Below are 18,701 nucleotides of genomic sequence, written 5' to 3' on the forward strand. Positions count from 1 at the left end.
CTGTTGTGGTGTTGGTCTGCTTTTAAAGCATGTCCTCATTTTTTTAATGAGAGTGACCAATTGCGATGACAGCTTAAGCCTTCTTAAATCTTAGGAGTAATCGACGATGCGCGCCGATATTCACCCAAAATATGAAAAATTAGTTGCAACTTGTTCTTGCGGTAACGTAATCGAAACTCGTTCAGCAGTTGGTAAAGAAACTCTTTATCTTGACGTATGTTCTGCATGCCACCCGTTCTACACTGGTAAGCAAAAGAACGTTGACACTGGCGGTCGTATCGACAAGTTCAAACAACGTTTTGCTGGTATGTCACGTTCTATCAAACGTTAATATCCAGTACGAAAAAAACGGGCAATTGCCCGTTTTTTTGTGCCTTAAATTTTAGGGTCTACAAATAGACCCTAATGCACAAGACCTTATTGGTCTTGCACATCAATTAAATGATCGAGTTTTTTCTGGAAATAATCACCCTGAATAAAGCGCGCATCGACATTCCACGCATTCGCAAACAGGTTCATATCATTTAAGTCACGCAATAACACTTCTACAGGTTTAATTTCACTATAAATGCTCAATTGTTCCTGTAATTCTTGCGTCGAGTCATCAGCAGCCAGTTTTTCAGTCAGTGCACTGTGCAAGGTCAAGTAGTGAATATCGACTTGTTTCAAGATAGATTCACTATAAATCGAATGACCAAAATCACGCAGAGAAATTTCAGCGCCGTGCTGACGTAATAAACTGATTTGTTTCTGCGCATCACCTAAGTTTTGGCTGATGTCTTCTTCAGAGAATTGCAAAATTAATGGATGGCTGAGGCGGCTACCAATAATCGTTATCAGTTTAGACACAAACTCAGGGAAGCTGCGGTCTTGTAATAAAACAAATTTGTTTAAATTGATAATCAGCTTCGCTTCAGGATATTGGGTGATGAAGTTGTGCAATTGTTTACAAGCTTCGACCAAAATCCAACGATCCAGTTTAATGGATAATTCTGGGTCTTCAGCCAAATCTATTAAGCCTGTCAGTGATTTCCATTCACTATTGAAAATAAAGCCACTAGTTACTTCATAGGTATATAAATTGGTGTCTTGCTTATCATAAAGTTGTTGATACTTCAGATGAATTTCACCACGATCAAGACTTTGACGTATCGCTGCAATAATCGCAGATTCACTATACGATTGTGGTACAGCTGCAGCAGATTCAATTACATTTAAGTTAGATTCACCAAAGGACAAGTCTAAGGTTAAACCTGAGTTATGTTGTTCTTGCTGTTGTGGTAATGCGTTGGCAAAACCTTGGCTAATCAGTTGCTCAAAACTGCTTTCATTTTGAATGTCTGGAGTGAATGGCACATAACCAATACGCAAATTAAGTGGGTAAGTATGTTGATCTACCGTAAGTAATTGCGGTTTCGTGAGTGAATTTAAGCCAATCAGTTTCGATTCTAAAATTGCAGGCGATTCTGCTTGGAACAAACCAACCACTAAACCATTACTCACATTAAATAATGGTACATTGGTCTGTTCTTTTAAAAAATTTTGAATGTTGGTAAAGTAATTTTTTGTGGTTTGCCAGTCGGCTTGGAAAATTGATTCAGGACAGTTCGCCAAAGAAAACACCACCAAAGCATTGGCACTAGAAGGCTGTTTGGCTAAAGTGCGATTTACCAATTGGTATGTGCTTGGTTTTGCCGCTGCTTTGTCTGCTGTCGTTTGAGCAGGGACAGTATTTTGCGCCGTATTTTCAATATCTATGGTGATTTGTATGGCGTCGTCAGCTGCTCCAACAAATTCAATTTTGAGCGGGTTTTGTTTTGCCAGAAGCGGGTTTTGGCTATGAATATCAAAACGGCCGTGTTCAAATTGTCCTTGACTGACTTTCTTAAAGCGGAATTTAAAATCTGTAATATCTTGCGGTTGCAATAAATCCAATAATGGCAAGCCAATAAGGTCATCTTCACTTTTTAAACCAAATAGCTGTAAATATTCAGCATTGGCTTGTGCATGAATTCCTTCCTGAATAATGGCTACTGCTTTGCTACTGTCTTCGACCAACGCCTGAGCTTGTGATTGTGCATTTTCCAGTTCAGTCATAAGTTGTTCTTGTGACTGCTGTAAGCGACTAAAAGACAGTGCGCGAATTAAGCCAAAATAGAAGCGTTCGGGGTAATCTAAATTGATAATGTCATAGATGCCTTTGCGCACATAACTGGTGTATTGCGTGGCATCGTAATCGTCTGGTTTGAGCAAAAGTAGCGGTAAATTTGGTTGCTGTGATGCACGAATTAAAGTGAGTGCCTGATCGACTTTTAGGTCATAAGCACGACCAAAGATCACCAAATCCCAAGTTAAATGTAATTGTTTTTCAAAGTTTTTAATGTCATCTAATAGATAAGCCTGAACACGGTGCTCATTTGCAGTGAGTTGTTCACAAATTTGATTAAAACGTATTTGGTTGTCATCGATTATGAGTAAACGTGTTTCGGTACGTTTGAGCTTTTTAGACAATAATGGATTTCTCACTTTAATGCTTCCCATAAATCGTGATTTTTAACTTCATTCACTTGTTTCTGAATAAAACCATCAAGTAAAGGCTGTTGTTGGTCATTCAACAACTCAAAATCAAAGCGCATAAAGCTTTGGGTAATCAATAACGGCTTAATTAAGAACACTTTTAGTTCTTCTTCACCTAAACGTAGCTGTACGGTTTGTTTGTCACGTAATAATTGCAGACTTGGCAAAATCAATGAGGTATTGACTTCATTGACCTGCGTACTTTGTACCAATAATGCTGGATGATAATGTCCTGTATGCCGATCTGTTTTAACAAAAACAGCACAAGGGTAAATATCTTGGGTTAAAATTTCCAAGCCAAGTTCTAAGCTTTTTTCAGCAGATTGTTTAATCCAGCGAATGACACCACCACGCCACGGACTTTGGCTATTTTCCTGAACCAGAATAAATTCACCTGTTTTAAGGTTTTTCGGTGTTTCACCCGTCCATTTAATACGATAGCCATTGACACTAATATCTAAAACATCGGCATTGTAAATTTGTTTGGCTTCACGGTCTAAGGTTTTAACAGCGCTAATATCTACCGTAGAGTTGGTATGCATGGCATTGATAAACTGGCTTTCATTCTGGAATTGGTAGTTATCGCCCAAAGCCAGCGTTTCATTGAAGTTTTTACCATTAGACAGATAAAAATGTGCCACAGTCAAACCAAAGCAAATTTTAATTCGTGCCGAATATTCATAACGCTCATGCACACGTTCTGCTGTATTGGTCAAAATATTGTGCAAATGGAAATGCAAAGCAGGGGTTAAGAATAGCTTTTCATTGCGTGATAAATGTTCACCTTTACGACCTTGAACTTCATTTAAATGATCGAGTAGGGGTTGAGTTGCAATAAAAATATTGGCATGAAAACCTTGGCTTTGGTGCGTATTGTAAATAGGTGGATGATCTTTGCTTGCATCGACCACATAACGTGAAAGCGTCGTTTCTTTGGGTAAAACTTGAATCAGTTTTGCCCAATCAAAGCTACAGAGATATAAGCCTTGAATTTCTGCAGGTCGAATTTGATGGGTATTGAAAATTTCCAATAAAATCAGCTGTGCATAGGCTTGAGCAATATTAATCAGTTGATGTTGTGTGCCTTGTAACTGATTAATATTATTTAAATAATAATGTTGTTGAATGGCTGTATCTAAAAGTTGGTGTGCAATTAACCACTGATTTGGCAAGGCGTGGCTATAAAGCATGTGTTGTTGATAGCGCAGTAGAGCTAATTGTTGTAAAGCATAATAGCTAGATAGAACTCGTGCAGTTTGTAAGTTCTTTTTTAAATTAAAGGCAAATAAAGAAAATTTTTGTTGGGTGAGTTGTTGGTGGCTACGTCGGGAAATATTAATATAGACTTTGGCGAAATGACTGCGTAATAACAGCGCGAGTTCAATAATATGATCGTTGCGGTCATTACTAATCAAAGCCTGGTTGAAAAAATGCTTTTCCAGACTGGTAAGCACATTTTCAAGTGTCGGATGAATAGCTTGAATTAAGTCAAAACGTAATGTTTCCTGACATTTCAGTTCTGAAATTTCTAAAAGTGCATTAAATAGAGCTTGGGAAGAATCACCCAATTGTAAAATGGATAAATCCGCTGCCCATGCCTGAATGCTTTTAACCGTATTTTGACAAAAACTCAATTGCTCCAGCTTTAGTTCGCTGGGAACCAGAAAAAGATCTGAAGTATTCATATTCATGATTGTTATTTAACTCAATAAGTTGAAACCCCAAAAAGCGGTGTCTTGTTTTTTTCGCCCGCAATTTCCCTAACGAGTTTAGGAACTAAATAGCCGGGTAAGTTCGCTAAAAGCTCTTTATAGATGTGATCAATGTCTTGCGGCATTAAATCAAAATGATGCGCTCCTTTTACTTTATCTAACACGTGTAAATAGTAAGGCATCACCCCCGCATCAAAAAGACGATAGCTTAAATCGACCAAGACCTGAGCAGAATTATTGACCCCATTTAATAAGACTGCTTGATTCAGAACGGTGATGTTTTGTTCGACTAACTTGGCAAGTTGCGAACAGGTAAAGTCATCTAATTCTGATGCGTGGTTCGAGTGTACCACTAGAATAATACGCAGCCTACTATTTTTTAGTAAGGAAATCAGCGATTCATCGACACGGTTGGGAATAACAATCGGAACTCGTGAATGAATTCTCAAAAATTTTATTTGTGGAATAGACGCTAAACGCTCAATCCAGATATTTAATTTACGATTTGACAAAGTGAGTGGGTCGCCACCACTTAAAATCACTTCATTAATATCGGGCTGGCTTTCAATGTAATTACGGATATTGTCCCAGTCTTCAGTTTTTGGCAGATTTTCCTGATAAGGAAAGTGCCTGCGGAAACAATAACGACAATGTACTGCGCAAGCACCAGTCAAGGTCAGCAAAAAGCGTGATTTATATTTGTGTAAGACTCCAGGTTGTTGATTGGCTTGTTCCTCACCCAAAGGGTCGGTCACAAATCCAGGATGATCTTCCAGTTCTAAATGATGTGGCAGAACCTGTAACAGTAAAGGATCGAGTGGATTGCCTTTTTGCATTTTGGCCACAAATGCACGCGGGATACGCAATTTAAACTGATTGGATGCCAGTAAAGCACCTGACAGCAACTGCTGTTCAGACAGCTCTAAAATATTTAACAATTCGCGTGGGTCGGTGATCAAGTCACTGAGTTGAGATTGCCAGTTTTGTTCTTGGTACAGGTAGTTGATCATGCCAGAAAAGATTTAAATATGAGGTGAAAGGAACCAAGTACACATCTATTTAGCGTAGATGAATTCTTTGTTCATTGAGCGTGAATGCCGCGAATGATTAATCGCTTTGAATCAGAATCATTACAAAACAGCTGATTTTACCGATATCTTGAGGTGATCGGTAGTGGATTTTCATTGCTTCGTTATGGCTTGCTCATTTACAATACGTCCGATGAAAAAAGATGTTGCAAGATGGCGAGCATCGCAAAGCTGCGTTGGTCATTTGCTTTGTAACATAAATAGTTAAGTTAGTCAGTTTGGAGTGTGCCAGTCATGGCCTATTATTCTACGAATGATTTCAAGTCAGGCCTTAAGGTTATGCTTGATGGTAACCCATGTTCAATCATGGAAAATGAATATGTAAAGCCAGGTAAAGGTCAAGCGTTTAACCGCGTAAAACTTCGTAACCTTCGTTCTGGTAAAGTTTTAGAAAAAACATTTAAGTCTGGTGATTCACTAGAAGCAGCTGACATTGTAGAAGTAGAAATGGAATACCTCTACAACGATGGCGAAATGTGGAACTTCATGGATCCTGTATCTTTTGAGCAAATTGCTGCTGACAAAACCGCAATGGGCGATGCTGCAAAATGGTTAAAAGATGATTCAAACGAAAAATGTACCATTATGTTGTTTAACGGTGTGCCTTTAACTGTAAACGCACCAAACTTCGTGGTATTAAAAATTGTCGAAACTGATCCGGGTGTACGTGGCGATACTTCTGGTGGTGGCGGTAAACCAGCGAAATTAGAAACAGGTGCAGTGGTACGTGTTCCTTTATTCGTACAGCAAGAAGAAAGCGTTCGTGTAGATACACGTACAGGTGAATACCTAGAACGCGCATAATGATTTATTGATAAATCATAAGTAAAAGAGGGGGATGATTCGCGTCATCCCCCTTTTTTGTTGATTTGATTATGTGGTAAAAGAATAGGTGAAAAGTATAGGAAACTGTTGGTGCTCCATTTAAGTGTACGGTAGCGCACACTATGGATGTAAGGGCAGCAGACATCAAAATAAAAGGAGCAGGATCAACCAAGGATTTAGGAATTAAAGCAAGGGTCTGTAGACATTTCATAAATGGCTTGCGCTGTAGGCTAAAACTGAGCAGATCAGGCATGAAACGCAGGGAATAGCGAGACTATTGCCAAGTTTCATAACGCAATCTGAGAAAGTTTTAGCCACAGCCTTAGCAAAAACAAGCACTGCTTTGTTTGCAGTGCAAGGCGCAGCGAAGGACAAGCATATTTTTTTGCTGCTATTTCGTTATGAGTCAGTCATTTAGAATGACTAAATTTCCTGCCTCATGCCTTATATCAGTTAAAAAATATGCGTAGTCGCAAACATAGACGAAGTGTCTACAGCCCCTAAATCTCGACAATAAAAGTAACGCTTAAAAAATGTAACAAGAAGAGAGATTGACATGGAAACAGTTCAACCGAAGTCAGGTCTGACTTCAAAAATTATATGGCTTTTGGTCGCTATATTGGGTGCAGTATCTTTTGGGATATTGGCAGTCAGTAGAGGCGAACACGTCAATGCAGTCTGGTTAGTTTTAGCTGCGGTCTGTGTCTATAGCATTGCATACCGCTTCTACAGTTTATTTATTGCCACCAAAGTATTTGAGTTAAATGAGCGACGCTTAACGCCCGCACATCGTTTGGCTGACGGTTTAGATTATGTGCCCACCAATAAAAGTGTGTTATTTGGTCACCACTTTGCCGCGATTGCAGGTGCAGGCCCTTTAGTTGGGCCTATTCTTGCAGCACAAATGGGTTATTTACCCGGCACGATCTGGCTTTTAGTAGGGGTGGTGTTGGCAGGTGCAGTCCAAGACTTTTTGGTTTTGTTTATTTCTACACGTCGTGATGGGCGTTCTTTGGGAGAAATGGCAAAACAAGAGTTGGGTTCATTTGCTGGTGTGATTGTCATGCTGGGTGCGCTGGGCGTGATGGTGATTATTCTTGCCGTACTCGCTTTGGTTGTCGTGAAAGCTTTAACCAATAGTCCGTGGGGCGTATTTAGTATTGCAGCCACCATCCCAATTGCGATTTTCATGGGCATTTATATGCGTTTTATTCGCCCGGGGAAAATTGCTGAGGTTTCCATTATTGGTTTTGTCCTGATGATGATGGGTATTATTTATGGTGAAAATGTTGCACAGCATCCATTCTGGGGGCCTTTATTTACTTTAAGTGGCACAGAATTAACGTGGTGTTTAATTGCCTACGGTTTTATTGCTTCAGTTTTGCCAGTGTGGTTGTTATTGGCGCCACGTGATTATTTATCGACGTTCTTAAAAATTGGTGTTATTGCGGGTTTGGCTGTCGGGATTGTGTTTGCAATGCCTGAAATGAAGATGCCTGCGGTGACCCATTTTATTGATGGTACAGGGCCAGTATTTGCGGGTTCATTGTTCCCATTCTTATTTATTACCATTGCCTGCGGTGCGATTTCAGGTTTCCACGCCTTAGTGTCTTCAGGTACGACGCCAAAACTAGTCAATAACGAAAAAGACATTCGGATGATTGGTTATGGCGGCATGTTGATGGAGTCTTTCGTGGCAATCATGGCAATGATTTGTGCCACGGTGCTAGACCCAGGCGTGTACTTTGCCATTAATGCACCCACTGCAGTTTTAGGTACAACGGTGGAAAGTGCAGCAGAAGCGGTACGAAATTTAGGCTTTGTAGTGACTCCTGAGGCTTTAACCATTTTGGCAAAAGAAGTCGGTGAAAGCTCGATTCTGTCACGTACGGGTGGTGCGCCAACGTTTGCAATTGGTATGGCACATATCATCACCGAGATTTTTAATAACCGCTCAATGATGGCATTCTGGTATCACTTTGCCATTTTATTTGAAGCCTTATTTATTTTAACTGCAGTAGATGCAGGCACACGTGCTTGCCGTTTTATGGTGCAAGATACTGTAGGTATTGTTATTCCTGCAGTGAAAAATTCACATAACTTCTTTGGTAACTTGCTTGGCACAGCAGTTGCGGTGGCTGGTTGGGGCTTCTTCGTCTATCAAGGCGTGGTCGATCCTTTAGGCGGTATTAATAGCTTATGGCCTCTATTTGGTATTGGTAACCAAATTTTGGCAGCGATGGCGCTCATTTTAGGTACAGTGATTCTGTTTAAAATGAAAAAAGAAAAATATGTTTGGGTGACGATTATCCCTACAGTTTTCTTGTTCATTACTTCAATGACTGCAGGTTGGCAAAAGATTTTCCACGACAATCCCAAAATTGGTTTCTTGGCGCAAGCAGATCGTTTCAATGCTGCAATTCAACGCAATGAAATTTTAGCACCTGCAAAAACAGTGACTGAAATGCAAACCATTGTCATGTCCAATCAAATTAATGCCGTGTTATGTGGTTTCTTTATGATTGTGGCATTTGTGATGTTGTTCGCTGCCATTGGGGTGATTCGTCGTGCCTTGGCAAGTCCAACACCAACTGTACATGAAGCTGAAGCGATTTATCGTGATCCTGAAACGATTCAGCCGAATAGTGGTCATTAGGAGTGAGCACATGATTAAGCTTAAATTTGCCCAACAGAGTAAAACGGTGATTTACAACATCATTAAAATGACCATCATGTCGCAAAAGGATTTGATTCTGAATCCGAAAAACTGGTCGCGTATCGCTACTTTATGGCAGCGTTTGCAACAAAGTTTTCGTTTAATGGTCGGTGTACCCGATTATCAGAATTATTTGGAACACATGCGTAAGCATCATCCAGATTTAGAAGCCATGGATCCGAAGACTTTTTATCGCTACTGTGTCGATGCGCGTTATCCATCGGCAAAAGGTGGTTTGAAAAAGTGTCCGTGTTAATCCCGTATCACGATGGAAACGTATAGAGATACGAGCTGTTTAAAACTTACTTTTTTAGGCAGTTTAGAATATCTCGAGGATTTCTTTGGAAATTTAGCAAAACGGTGTATGTTTAAACATGCGCCGTTTTTTATTGGGGATAAGGGGATTTACTGTGATTTGGGGTACAGAAAAAGTTCAAAAACAACAACTGACGCAAGCGCAGCAACAGCTCAATGCACAGATTGAATCTTATGCTGGAAAAATTCAGGCTTTTTTGACTGAAATTAATACCATTATTTTAGATAAAGAACAGCAGACCAAATTGGCGTTAAGTTGTTTGTTGGTGGGCGGGCATGTGCTTTTTGAAGATTTACCCGGATTAGGTAAAACGACTTTATCGAGTGCCTTATCGCACTTGGCGGGTCTGCAATTTCAGCGTATTCAGTTTACCAATGACATGCTGGCCAGTGATGTGATTGGCGTGAATATGTTTAATCAAAAAGAACATCAATTTGAGTTTAAGCAAGGCCCTATTTTTACCCAAATTTTATTGGCAGATGAAATTAACCGTTGTTCGCCTAAAACCCAAAGTGCCTTGTTGGAAGCGATGGAAGAAGGCGCGGTTACGGTGGATGGTGTGCGTTATAGCTTGCCGCAACCTTTTTGGGTGATTGCCACACAAAATCCACTATTTCAAAGTGGTACTTATGCGCTGCCAGAATCACAGCTTGATCGTTTTTTAATGCGTCTGTCTTTGGGTTATCCATCGCGTTTTGCTGAAAAAATGTTGCTGCAACAAAACTCCAGACATGCGCTGATTGCCAGTTTGGCCCATATTTTTACTGAAACAGAAATTTTAAATTTACAGCAATTGGTCACGGAAATTTATGTGTCAGATACCGCGCTAGATTACTTACTCGACTTAGCCACAGAAACCCGTAAAGCGCGTCACGGATTATCTACCCGTGGTGTTTTGGCATTGAAAAAAGCAGCACAAGCACATGCTCTAATTGAGCAACGTAGTTTTGTCACTGCCGATGATATTCAAGCGGTATTTGTGGCAGTTGCTGCACATCGTATTGGATTGAGTGAGGCAGAAACTTTGTATGTGATGCAACAGGTTAAAGTGAGTTAGTACACGCATGTTTAAGCAGGCATGGCAAAACTGGATCAAGACACGTTTTAAATTTGATCGACACAAGGCCTTAAAACAAAAAGATATTTTGGTTTTTATTTACCAACAGGGCTATCTGTATTTAGTGCTGATTTTGATCACGTTTATTGCAGGCGTGAATTATGGCAATAACCTGATTTTAGGCTTTTGCTTTTTGATCAGTGCCATTTTATGTATCAGCTTTTATTTGACCTTTAAGCAGTTGCATGAATTAGAGATAGAAATTGTGACTACTGAAGTTGGGCAAGTGGGCGAAGTATTGCAATTACAATTGCATTTCAAACAAGAGGTCGCGCAGGCACGCTATTTATGGATTAAAGCCAATCATCAATTAGAAAAGGTTCTTATTCAAGACACCCAGCAGCAGTATGTATTGACATTTTTTGCGGAGCAACGTGGGCAGTTTAATTTCCCTCATTTACACATTTATTCGGTTTATCCTTTTGGCTTGGTACGTGCGTGGACTTATTTGAATTTGACACGTACCGCGTGGGTTGCGCCCAAAGCCGCCATGTATAGCGCAGAGAATAAACAGCATCAACACAGCTTTCAACCTGATTTAGACGAGTTTCGTGAGCTGCGTGATTTTCAATTGGGCGATTCTTTGCAAGCTGTGTCGTGGAAGCAAGCGGCACGAGGGCAAGGCTTATATGTCAAAGTTTTTGAACAATATCAGGATCAACAGAGTATCGACATTCACTATGAACACATGCCTGCACCGACCCACGAAGAAAAATTAAGTTTGATGATGGGTTTGGCCGAGCAATGTGAACAACAACAGTTGAATTATGCGATGTTTTTGCCACATGCGACCCTTGAAAAAGGCGTAGGTGAGCGGCAGTTGAAACAGGCAAAAATTCTTTTGGCACAGGCTTGATGATCATGCACAATTCGATTCAGCAATCTATTCTGCTTAGCCTGATCTTAATTTTGGCTGCTCACATGCTGTTTAGCCCTGTGGCATTGAGTGTCATTTTCGGACTCATGTTGTTGCTGTTGTATCTTCACTATAAAAACAAGACAGCGCGTATTTCTAAAGTTTGGACTTATGGATTGACCTGTTGTGCCTTAGCCAGCATTTATTTGAGTTATAAAAGCCTGATTGGTGTAGAGGCAGGGGTTGCCTTATTAAGCACCTTTTTGTTTGCCAAAGCTTTAGAAAGTCATACTCAGCGCGACCTGATTATTTTATTTAATTTTGCGCTTTTTGTGAGCGCCAGTTCATTTTTATACAGCCAAAGCATGTGGATGACCGTGTTGGTCATTCTATGTTTAATCAGTTGTTTAATTGGGTTATATCGGATTCAAAAAAGTGCATTTTCAGATTATGCGTCGCGTCATTCGAGCAGCCAAGATGCAAAGCATGACCTTAAAAATGTCGCCAAGTTTATCGCATACGCTTTGCCATTCTTTTTATTATTGTTTTTATTCTTTCCACGTTTACCGCCATTGTGGCATGTACCTATTCCTGATGCCAAAGGCGTGACAGGTATTAGTGACACGATGTCACCAGGCGATATTGCCGAATTATCACAATCTTCTGCTTTGGCATTTCGTATTGTGGGGAATATGCAGCAACTGCCGCCACGTTCAAAACTATATTGGCGGGCGATGGTACTTGATCAATATGATGGTCGCACATGGACAAGCAATTTTAGCAATCAACAACCCGTTCAGGCAGCACAATTACAGCCAGAGCAAGTCGATTTTCAGTATCAATATATTGCAGCAGACCCACGTGCACAGTGGATTATGGCGCTGGAAAAATCTGTACCGAATCAACACGGTTATGTATTACGCCGTGATTGGAGTATGGTGCCACAGCGTCAAAATGGTCGGATTCAACCGATTGCTTTGCAGTGGGTTGGGGAATCCGCACGTATTCAAGGGGATGATGCACAGAACGAGCGTTATCGACGCTTTAGCCAGCGTTTAAATGTTCAGGTACAGACGCAATCTGACCCAAAAGCTCAGCAATTTGCCCTGCAGATGTTTGCTCAAAGTCAGCAACAACCTGAACGCTACGTGCAGAATGTATTGCAGTGGTATCGCAATAATGGCTTTAGTTATACCTTAAAACCTGGAATGCTCGGACAAAACCGAGTCGATGAATTCTTGTTTCAGAGTAAGCAAGGTTTTTGTGAACATTATGCCTCAAGTTTTGCCTTATTGATGCGTTATGTCGGGATTCCAGCGCGTGTAGTCGTGGGCTATCAGGGTGGGGAACTTGCACCCGATGGACAAAGCTGGGAAGTACGACAGCAAGATGCACATGCTTGGACAGAAGTGTTGCTCAATCAACAATGGGTACGCATAGACCCGACAGCCATCATTGCACCTCAACGTATAGATGATGGTATGCAAAACCTAATGGCAGATGATCGGGCCGTTTTGGGTGCTGACACACAAATGTGGCAATACCAACATTCTAATTTTATTCGTTCTTTACGGGTGTGGAGTGATTATGCAAGTTATCAATGGCAAAGCAAGGTCGTGGGTTATGATGCCGAGTCACAGCGTCACTGGTTTGGACGCTTAGGGCTGCACTCAAACTATGCTTTGGCAGCGGTGTTGGTTTCAAGTATTCTCATGATCTTAGCAGGGTATTTTGGCTGGATTTTTTGGAAAAAACGTCAGCAAGGTTCTCGCATAAATCGTGCCTTAGACAAATTTTCTAAAAGATTGCCCGCTCAGTTGCAAAAACAGGATGCAGAAACAGTGAGTGTGTGGATGCAGCGTTTAGCAGCGCAGGTAGATGCAAATGAACAAGAGGCATTTAAGCGTTTAGGCGTGTGCTATCAACAATATTCTTATGCGCCTGAACATGACCGTGTTTCAGAGCAGGTGTTTTTTGATTTGCTTAAAACTTGCTCGGATGTGTTGAAAAAACACAGAAAGGACTTGTCTTAAAAATCAAAACTGAATATGATGCGAAGCACTTTAGGCGTATAGCTCAGTTGGTTAGAGCGCTACGTTGACATCGTAGAGGTCTCCAGTTCGAGTCTGGATATGCCTACCAATACATTAAAATTATATGTTGTTACATAACTTCATATAAGTAATAAAGCTCTGAATTATAACGATTTAGGGCTTTTTTATTGCTTTTCTTAAAGATACATAAATTCGCTTATAGTTTAAAAATATGTACACAGTGGTGTACACATGTAAGTTTTCGGCTTATTTTGCACTAATTGGTTTTTATTTTGCACTAGAGCTTTGAAGCCTCTTTCCACATTTCATTTGTGCACTGATTCGTGAGCGAGAACATGGCACCATTAAGCATTTAACGGTTATGCTAGTCACGGTTTTTGAAATTATGCTGGCAAAGGTTTTATCGATGAGCCTTGTGGTGCTTTTAGCAGCTTTTTTAGGCTTAAAAGTAGTGGTGCAGGGGGCATTACAGGTACCCATAGAAGGAAGTTTGCTGTTATTTTTCTTTGGAGCCTTGCTGACCTTATTTGCAACAACCTCAATGGGTATATATATGGCAACCGTGTCTAAATCGATGCCGCAATTCGGTTTGCTGATGATGCTTATTCTGATTCCCTTGCAAATGTTGTCTGGGGCAAGTACACCACGAGAAAGCATGCCAGAAATTATTCAAAATATCATGTTGATTGCAACGACAATGCATTTTGTAACATTGGCGCAAGCAATTTTATACCGAAATGCAGGATTGGATGTGGTCTGGCCTTCCTTTCTATGGTTAATCGCAATTGCAACAACATTTTTCTATGTATCTTGGAAACGTTTTAAAAATACCATTCATACAATGGCTTAATGTAATAGATTGAGTTTGATCGCTGAAGCACAAATTTTGACTGGGGCGTATTAAGAGTTACACCGCGCATAATTTTTGCTAATATGTATGAAAATTGTTCAATAAAAGTAAATGACATGAAACACATTCTTGTGCCAGTTTTGGTGGTGTTGGTCGTTTTATTAGGTTATCTCGTTTACTTGGAAGAGGAAACGCGAAAGCAGGCAGAACTGAACCGAGTTTTGACTGAATCTGCAAATTTATCGCTAGAAAAAACAGAAGCGGCTACACCACAGATTTTGCAAGTCACAGAATAAGCGTAGAAATTTCTAACATAATGTGTGGTAATTGCTTTATTCATCACACTTTTGTGTGCTTCACTTTATCGTAAAATTTTATCTTTAATTCAAAAAACTAGAATTTTTAAAAAATCCCTATGGTATAATTTGCCAATTGAAACTGCTTCATCACAACTCAAAGGCATTACTTTTGAGAGTGACTGAAGTAAAAAAAAGATGAACAAAGCTGCATAAAATTTATGCGGCTTTTTTATTTAGCATTCCGAATTTTTGATTTTGATAAAATCAAATGCTTGATTGTGAATTAAGTTTATCTTTTTCATGTAATTTTACATGCTCATTGGGCAAATCCATTGCCGCAACTGACACAGGCTTTTAAGTGCTGACTTAAAATTGCGTCATGCTGCAAATTCAGTTTATTTACAGGGGCTAGGTCATGACGACTCCTAATCCATCCTCAGCGGGAATGCTTGAGCGCTTATTCAAATTAAGCGAAAACAAGACCACATTCCGTACCGAGATTTTGGCGGGTGTAACCACATTCTTAACCATGTGTTACATCATTATTGTCAATCCGATGATTTTATCTGAAACAGGAATGGATCATGGAGCTGTCTTTGTCGCCACCTGTTTAGCCGCAGCTATTGGCTGCTTGGTGATGGGAATTGTTGCCAATTACCCAATCGCACTCGCACCAGGCATGGGGCTAAACGCCTATTTCACTTACTCGGTTTGTTTAGGCATGGGTGTGCCTTGGCAAACGGCTTTGGCTGCAGTTTTTGTATCAGGGATTATTTTCATTGCCATTAGCATGTTTAAAATCCGTGAAGCCATTGTTAATGCCATTCCCATGTCATTAAAACTAGCCATTGGCGGTGGTATTGGTTTATTCCTAGCTTTAATCGCCCTAAAAAATGCAGGTGTTATTGTTGATAATCCTGCGACTTTGGTGGGCTTGGGTGACTTAAAACAACCATCAGTACTGTTAGCGCTACTTGGCTTTTTAATGGTTGTAGTAATGCATCACTTTAAAGTACGTGGTGCAATTATCATCAGTATTTTGGTGCTGACTGCTATTTCAACAGCTTTAGGTTTAAGCGAATTTAAAGGTGTGGTTGGTGAAATTCCATCTATTGCACCTACTTTTATGCAAATGGACTTTGAAGGTCTATTTACAGCAAGTTTAATTGGCGTAATTTTCGTATTTTTCTTAGTCGATTTATTCGACTCTACAGGTACTTTAGTGGGTGTTTCACACCGTGCAGGCTTGTTGCAAGATGGTAAATTACCCCGTTTGAAAAAAGCACTTTTTGCCGATTCTTCTGCAATTGTTGCAGGTGCGGCATTGGGTACATCTTCAACAACGCCGTATATTGAATCATCTGCAGGTGTTGCAGCGGGTGGTCGTACAGGCTTAACCGCAGTGATTGTTGGCTTGTTGTTTATTGCCTGTTTGTTCTTGGCACCACTTGCGCAATCGGTACCAGGTTTTGCGACTGCACCTGCCTTGTTATTTGTGGGTGTGTTGATGATTCAAGGCATTGTGCATATTGATTGGGATGACATCACCGAAGCCGTGCCTGCATTCTTAACAGTCGTGTTCATGCCATTTACTTATTCTATTGCCGATGGCATCGCTATGGGCTTTATTAGCTATGCGCTGATTAAACTACTCACTGGCAAAGCCAAGTCTGTACCTTATATGGTGTGGATTATTGCTGCACTTTGGGCATTAAAATTTGCCATGTTTGGCGGTTAATATTCTTAAACTGAAAAGGGGTGTAAACTCAGTTTGCACCCTTTTTTATTTTGATCAATTTTTTAATATTCTCCCATAAAATAGCAAAAAGGACAGAACATGAATCAACTTGAGCTAATCTGTGCATTACCTAAAGCAGAATTGCATGTGCATATTGAAGGTACTTTTGAACCTGAATTGATGTTTGCCATTGCGCAGCGCAACCAAATAGACATCCCTTATCAGTCCGTAGAAGAAGTCAAACAAGCATATAACTTTCATAACTTGCAGTCTTTTTTAGATATTTATTATGCAGGCGCACAAGTGTTGGTGCATGAGCAAGATTTTTACGATTTGGCTTGGGCATATTTTGAAAAATGTGTTGAAGACCGTGTGGTACATACCGAAATGTTTTTTGATCCGCAAACCCATACCGAGCGTGGTGTGGCATTTGCAACCGTGATTAATGGCTTACAACGTGCTTGTGATGATGCGCAAACAAAATTAGGCATCAGTTCAAATTTAATTATGTGTTTCTTGCGTCATTTAAGCGAAGATGCAGCATTTGCCACACTTGAACAGGCTTTGCCTTATAAAGATCAAATTATCGCAGTGGGTTTGGACTCAAGCGAAGTTGGACATCCACCTTCAAAGTTTGAACGTGTCTTTGCCAAAGCACGTGAAGCAGGCTTTTTAGTCGTGGCACATGCAGGCGAAGAAGGGCCAGCCGAATATGTTTGGGAAGCATTAGATTTACTGAAAGTAAACCGTATTGATCATGGTGTGCGTTCTGAAGAAGATCCTGTATTAATGCAACGTCTAATTGCAGAGAAAATGCCGCTCACGGTCTGTCCATTGAGTAATTTAAAGCTATGCGTAGTGGATGATATGGCACAGCACAACATCCGCCGTTTATTGCAGCAGGGTGTTAAAGTGACAGTTAATTCAGATGATCCATCTTATTTTGGTGGTTATATGAATGATAACTTTGTTGCTATTAGCCAAGCTTTAGATTTAAGCAATGCTGAATTAAAACAATTGGCGGTTAATTCTTTTGAAGCTTCATTTATTTCGGCTGAAGAAAAGCAAAAATGGATTGAGCAAATTCAAGCATTGGGATGAGTTAAACTGAATTTAGATTAGCTTAGACTACAAAAAAGCAGCTTAATTTAAGCTGCTTTTTTGTGGGAGAACGATTTGAATCGCTTTAAACTCAAGCTTTAAAAATTATTTACCTTGTTGCGTCATACTACGCAATACATCGTCTTTATCTATAAAGTGATGTTTAAGTGCTGCAAGCATATGCCCAACCACCATTGCCCCTGCAAACCATGACAAATAAGTATGCACAGGTTTAACAATTGCTAATAGTTCGGGGTTCTTATCCACCAAGGCTGGAATTTCAAATAAATACAACACAGGCACAGGTTTACCCACGCTCCAGCTAAACAAACAGTCCGTGATTGGAATCGCAATCAGCATAAAATACAGACCTAGATGTCCTAAATGCGCTAGTGTTTTCATCAACGGTGACATGCTGTCAGGCAGTTGTGGCGCAGGGTGGGTGTAACGCCAAAATAAGCGAATCACCAATAAAAATAATCGCCATGAGCCAATGTAAAACTTGTGCGGTACGGGTGTAATATGAATGAGAACTGTTCATGTTGTGTTTCAGGCGAATAGTGTGCTTGCATGCTAAACAACAGCATGTAGCGAAAAAAGTATCCACCTGCAACGGAGTGTTGAAAATCTGCAACGCTGCAAAAAAAATAGCGTTCTTGAGGGGGCTGTTGATATTTCATAAATAGTTTGCGCTGTAGGCTAAAACTGAGCAGATCAGGCATGAAACGCAGGGAATAGCGAGACTATTGCCAAGTTTCATAACGCAATCTGAGAAAGTTTTAGCCACAGCCTTTCAGGACAAGCATATTTTTTGCTGCTATTGCGTTATGAGTCAGTCATTTAGAATGACTAAATTTCCTACCTCATGCCTTATATCAGCTAAAAAATATGCGTTGTCGCAAACATAGAAAAATTGTCAACAGCCCCTAGCCTTAAGCCTAAGCACATGAATGTAGAAATTGCAAAAAGCTATTCCTTCGTCAAACAAGTTTAGGCACAATAGCGGCATTGTTTCACTCAAATGACTTGAATATTAAATACAGGAAATATCCATGAAAAAACTACTCGCTGTATTGGCACCTATCGCTTTGGTTTTATCTGCATGTACCACCACTACAGGTACTACTACAGGAACGACAACTGCACCGACAGCAACTCAACAATTGGGTATGGCGGCGATTAAAATTGCAATTAATGCCAAGTGTGTGACTGAATTAAACAACATTCCTGCATGGCACACTGCGACACGTGTTATGACACCAACGCAAAAGCAAAATGTTCAAGCGGAAATTTGTGGTTGTGTTAGTGAAAAAGCACCACAAAATGTGACTGCAGTAGATTTAGCCACTGCAGCAATTGACCCTGCTGCACGTGCAACCATTGTGAGCAATGCAGTATCTCGAACCATTAATGCATGTGTGGCAGAAGCAGTAAGATAAGTTTTACCGATTC

General features: G+C 40.3%; 15 protein-coding genes, 1 tRNA gene and 1 pseudogene. 13 read left to right on the forward strand and 4 right to left on the reverse strand.

Annotated elements, in window-relative coordinates:
* The first annotated feature begins 106 nt into the window (after positions 1–106).
* On the forward strand, positions 107–331 hold the full coding sequence (gene rpmE / locus J4G44_RS07190; RefSeq protein ID WP_004971624.1) for a 50S ribosomal protein L31: 225 nt from the start codon (positions 107–109) through the stop codon (positions 329–331).
* An 86-nt stretch (positions 332–417) separates the two neighbouring features.
* Here rpmE and J4G44_RS07195 read toward each other — a convergent pair whose 3' ends face one another.
* Genes J4G44_RS07195 through epmB form a run of 3 tightly spaced genes read right to left on the reverse strand, consistent with a single transcriptional unit; the run spans position 418 to position 5,299 of the window.
* On the reverse strand, positions 418–2,541 hold the full coding sequence (locus J4G44_RS07195; RefSeq protein WP_004971622.1) for an EAL domain-containing protein: 2,124 nt from the start codon (positions 2,539–2,541) through the stop codon (positions 418–420).
* Complete coding sequence (locus tag J4G44_RS07200; RefSeq protein ID WP_004971620.1) at positions 2,523–4,268, reverse strand: hypothetical protein; 1,746 nt, start codon at positions 4,266–4,268, stop codon at positions 2,523–2,525. The genes J4G44_RS07195 and J4G44_RS07200 overlap by 19 nt, the downstream gene beginning before the upstream one ends.
* A 14-nt stretch (positions 4,269–4,282) precedes the next feature.
* Positions 4,283–5,299, reverse strand: a complete 1,017-nt coding sequence (gene epmB / locus J4G44_RS07205) for an EF-P beta-lysylation protein EpmB (RefSeq protein WP_096901068.1) — start codon at positions 5,297–5,299, stop codon at positions 4,283–4,285.
* Between the two features lie 312 nt (positions 5,300–5,611).
* Here epmB and efp point away from each other — a divergent pair, with 312 nt between their 5' ends.
* The 11 genes from efp to J4G44_RS07260 all read left to right on the forward strand — a co-directional run bounded on the left by efp (position 5,612) and on the right by J4G44_RS07260 (position 17,249).
* A complete protein-coding gene (efp, locus tag J4G44_RS07210) occupies positions 5,612–6,181 on the forward strand; it encodes an elongation factor P (RefSeq protein WP_004971615.1) in 570 nt (189 codons plus the stop codon).
* A gap of 577 nt (positions 6,182–6,758) precedes the next feature.
* Positions 6,759–8,858, forward strand: coding sequence for a carbon starvation CstA family protein (locus tag J4G44_RS07215; RefSeq protein ID WP_004971612.1), 2,100 nt, complete (start codon positions 6,759–6,761; stop codon positions 8,856–8,858).
* A 10-nt stretch (positions 8,859–8,868) separates the two neighbouring features.
* Positions 8,869–9,174, forward strand: coding sequence for a YbdD/YjiX family protein (locus J4G44_RS07220; protein ID WP_004971610.1), 306 nt, complete (start codon positions 8,869–8,871; stop codon positions 9,172–9,174).
* Between the two features lie 157 nt (positions 9,175–9,331).
* The gene (locus tag J4G44_RS07225; RefSeq protein ID WP_207973954.1) at positions 9,332–10,291 is read left to right on the forward strand and encodes an AAA family ATPase; all 960 of its coding nucleotides are present in this window, start codon (positions 9,332–9,334) and stop codon (positions 10,289–10,291) included.
* 7 nt (positions 10,292–10,298) lie between these two features.
* Positions 10,299–11,207, forward strand: a complete 909-nt coding sequence (locus J4G44_RS07230; protein WP_167845921.1) for a DUF58 domain-containing protein — start codon at positions 10,299–10,301, stop codon at positions 11,205–11,207.
* A 5-nt stretch (positions 11,208–11,212) separates the two neighbouring features.
* Complete coding sequence (locus J4G44_RS07235; protein WP_004971604.1) at positions 11,213–13,240, forward strand: transglutaminase TgpA family protein; 2,028 nt, start codon at positions 11,213–11,215, stop codon at positions 13,238–13,240.
* 32 nt (positions 13,241–13,272) lie between these two features.
* Positions 13,273–13,349, forward strand: a tRNA-Val gene (locus tag J4G44_RS07240).
* A 273-nt stretch (positions 13,350–13,622) separates the two neighbouring features.
* Complete coding sequence (locus tag J4G44_RS07245) at positions 13,623–14,111, forward strand: ABC transporter permease (RefSeq protein ID WP_458363563.1); 489 nt, start codon at positions 13,623–13,625, stop codon at positions 14,109–14,111.
* A 116-nt stretch (positions 14,112–14,227) separates the two neighbouring features.
* Positions 14,228–14,407, forward strand: a complete 180-nt coding sequence (locus J4G44_RS07250; RefSeq protein WP_004971601.1) for a hypothetical protein — start codon at positions 14,228–14,230, stop codon at positions 14,405–14,407.
* A gap of 418 nt (positions 14,408–14,825) precedes the next feature.
* Positions 14,826–16,148: an NCS2 family permease gene (locus tag J4G44_RS07255; protein WP_096901065.1), complete on the forward strand. Its 1,323-nt coding sequence runs from the start codon at positions 14,826–14,828 to the stop codon at positions 16,146–16,148.
* A 99-nt stretch (positions 16,149–16,247) separates the two neighbouring features.
* Complete coding sequence (locus tag J4G44_RS07260; RefSeq protein WP_096901064.1) at positions 16,248–17,249, forward strand: adenosine deaminase; 1,002 nt, start codon at positions 16,248–16,250, stop codon at positions 17,247–17,249.
* A 105-nt stretch (positions 17,250–17,354) separates the two neighbouring features.
* Here J4G44_RS07260 and J4G44_RS07265 read toward each other — a convergent pair.
* A pseudogene (locus J4G44_RS07265) lies at positions 17,355–17,790 on the reverse strand (cytochrome b).
* Between the two features lie 511 nt (positions 17,791–18,301).
* Between J4G44_RS07265 and J4G44_RS07270 the strand changes: the two are divergent.
* Positions 18,302–18,688 carry a hypothetical protein gene (locus J4G44_RS07270; RefSeq protein WP_004971594.1) on the forward strand — a complete coding sequence of 129 codons (387 nt, stop codon included), beginning with the start codon at positions 18,302–18,304 and terminating at the stop codon, positions 18,686–18,688.
* Positions 18,689–18,701 lie beyond the last annotated feature (13 nt).

This window comes from Acinetobacter towneri (assembly GCF_017498585.1).
GTDB lineage: Bacteria > Pseudomonadota > Gammaproteobacteria > Pseudomonadales > Moraxellaceae > Acinetobacter > Acinetobacter towneri.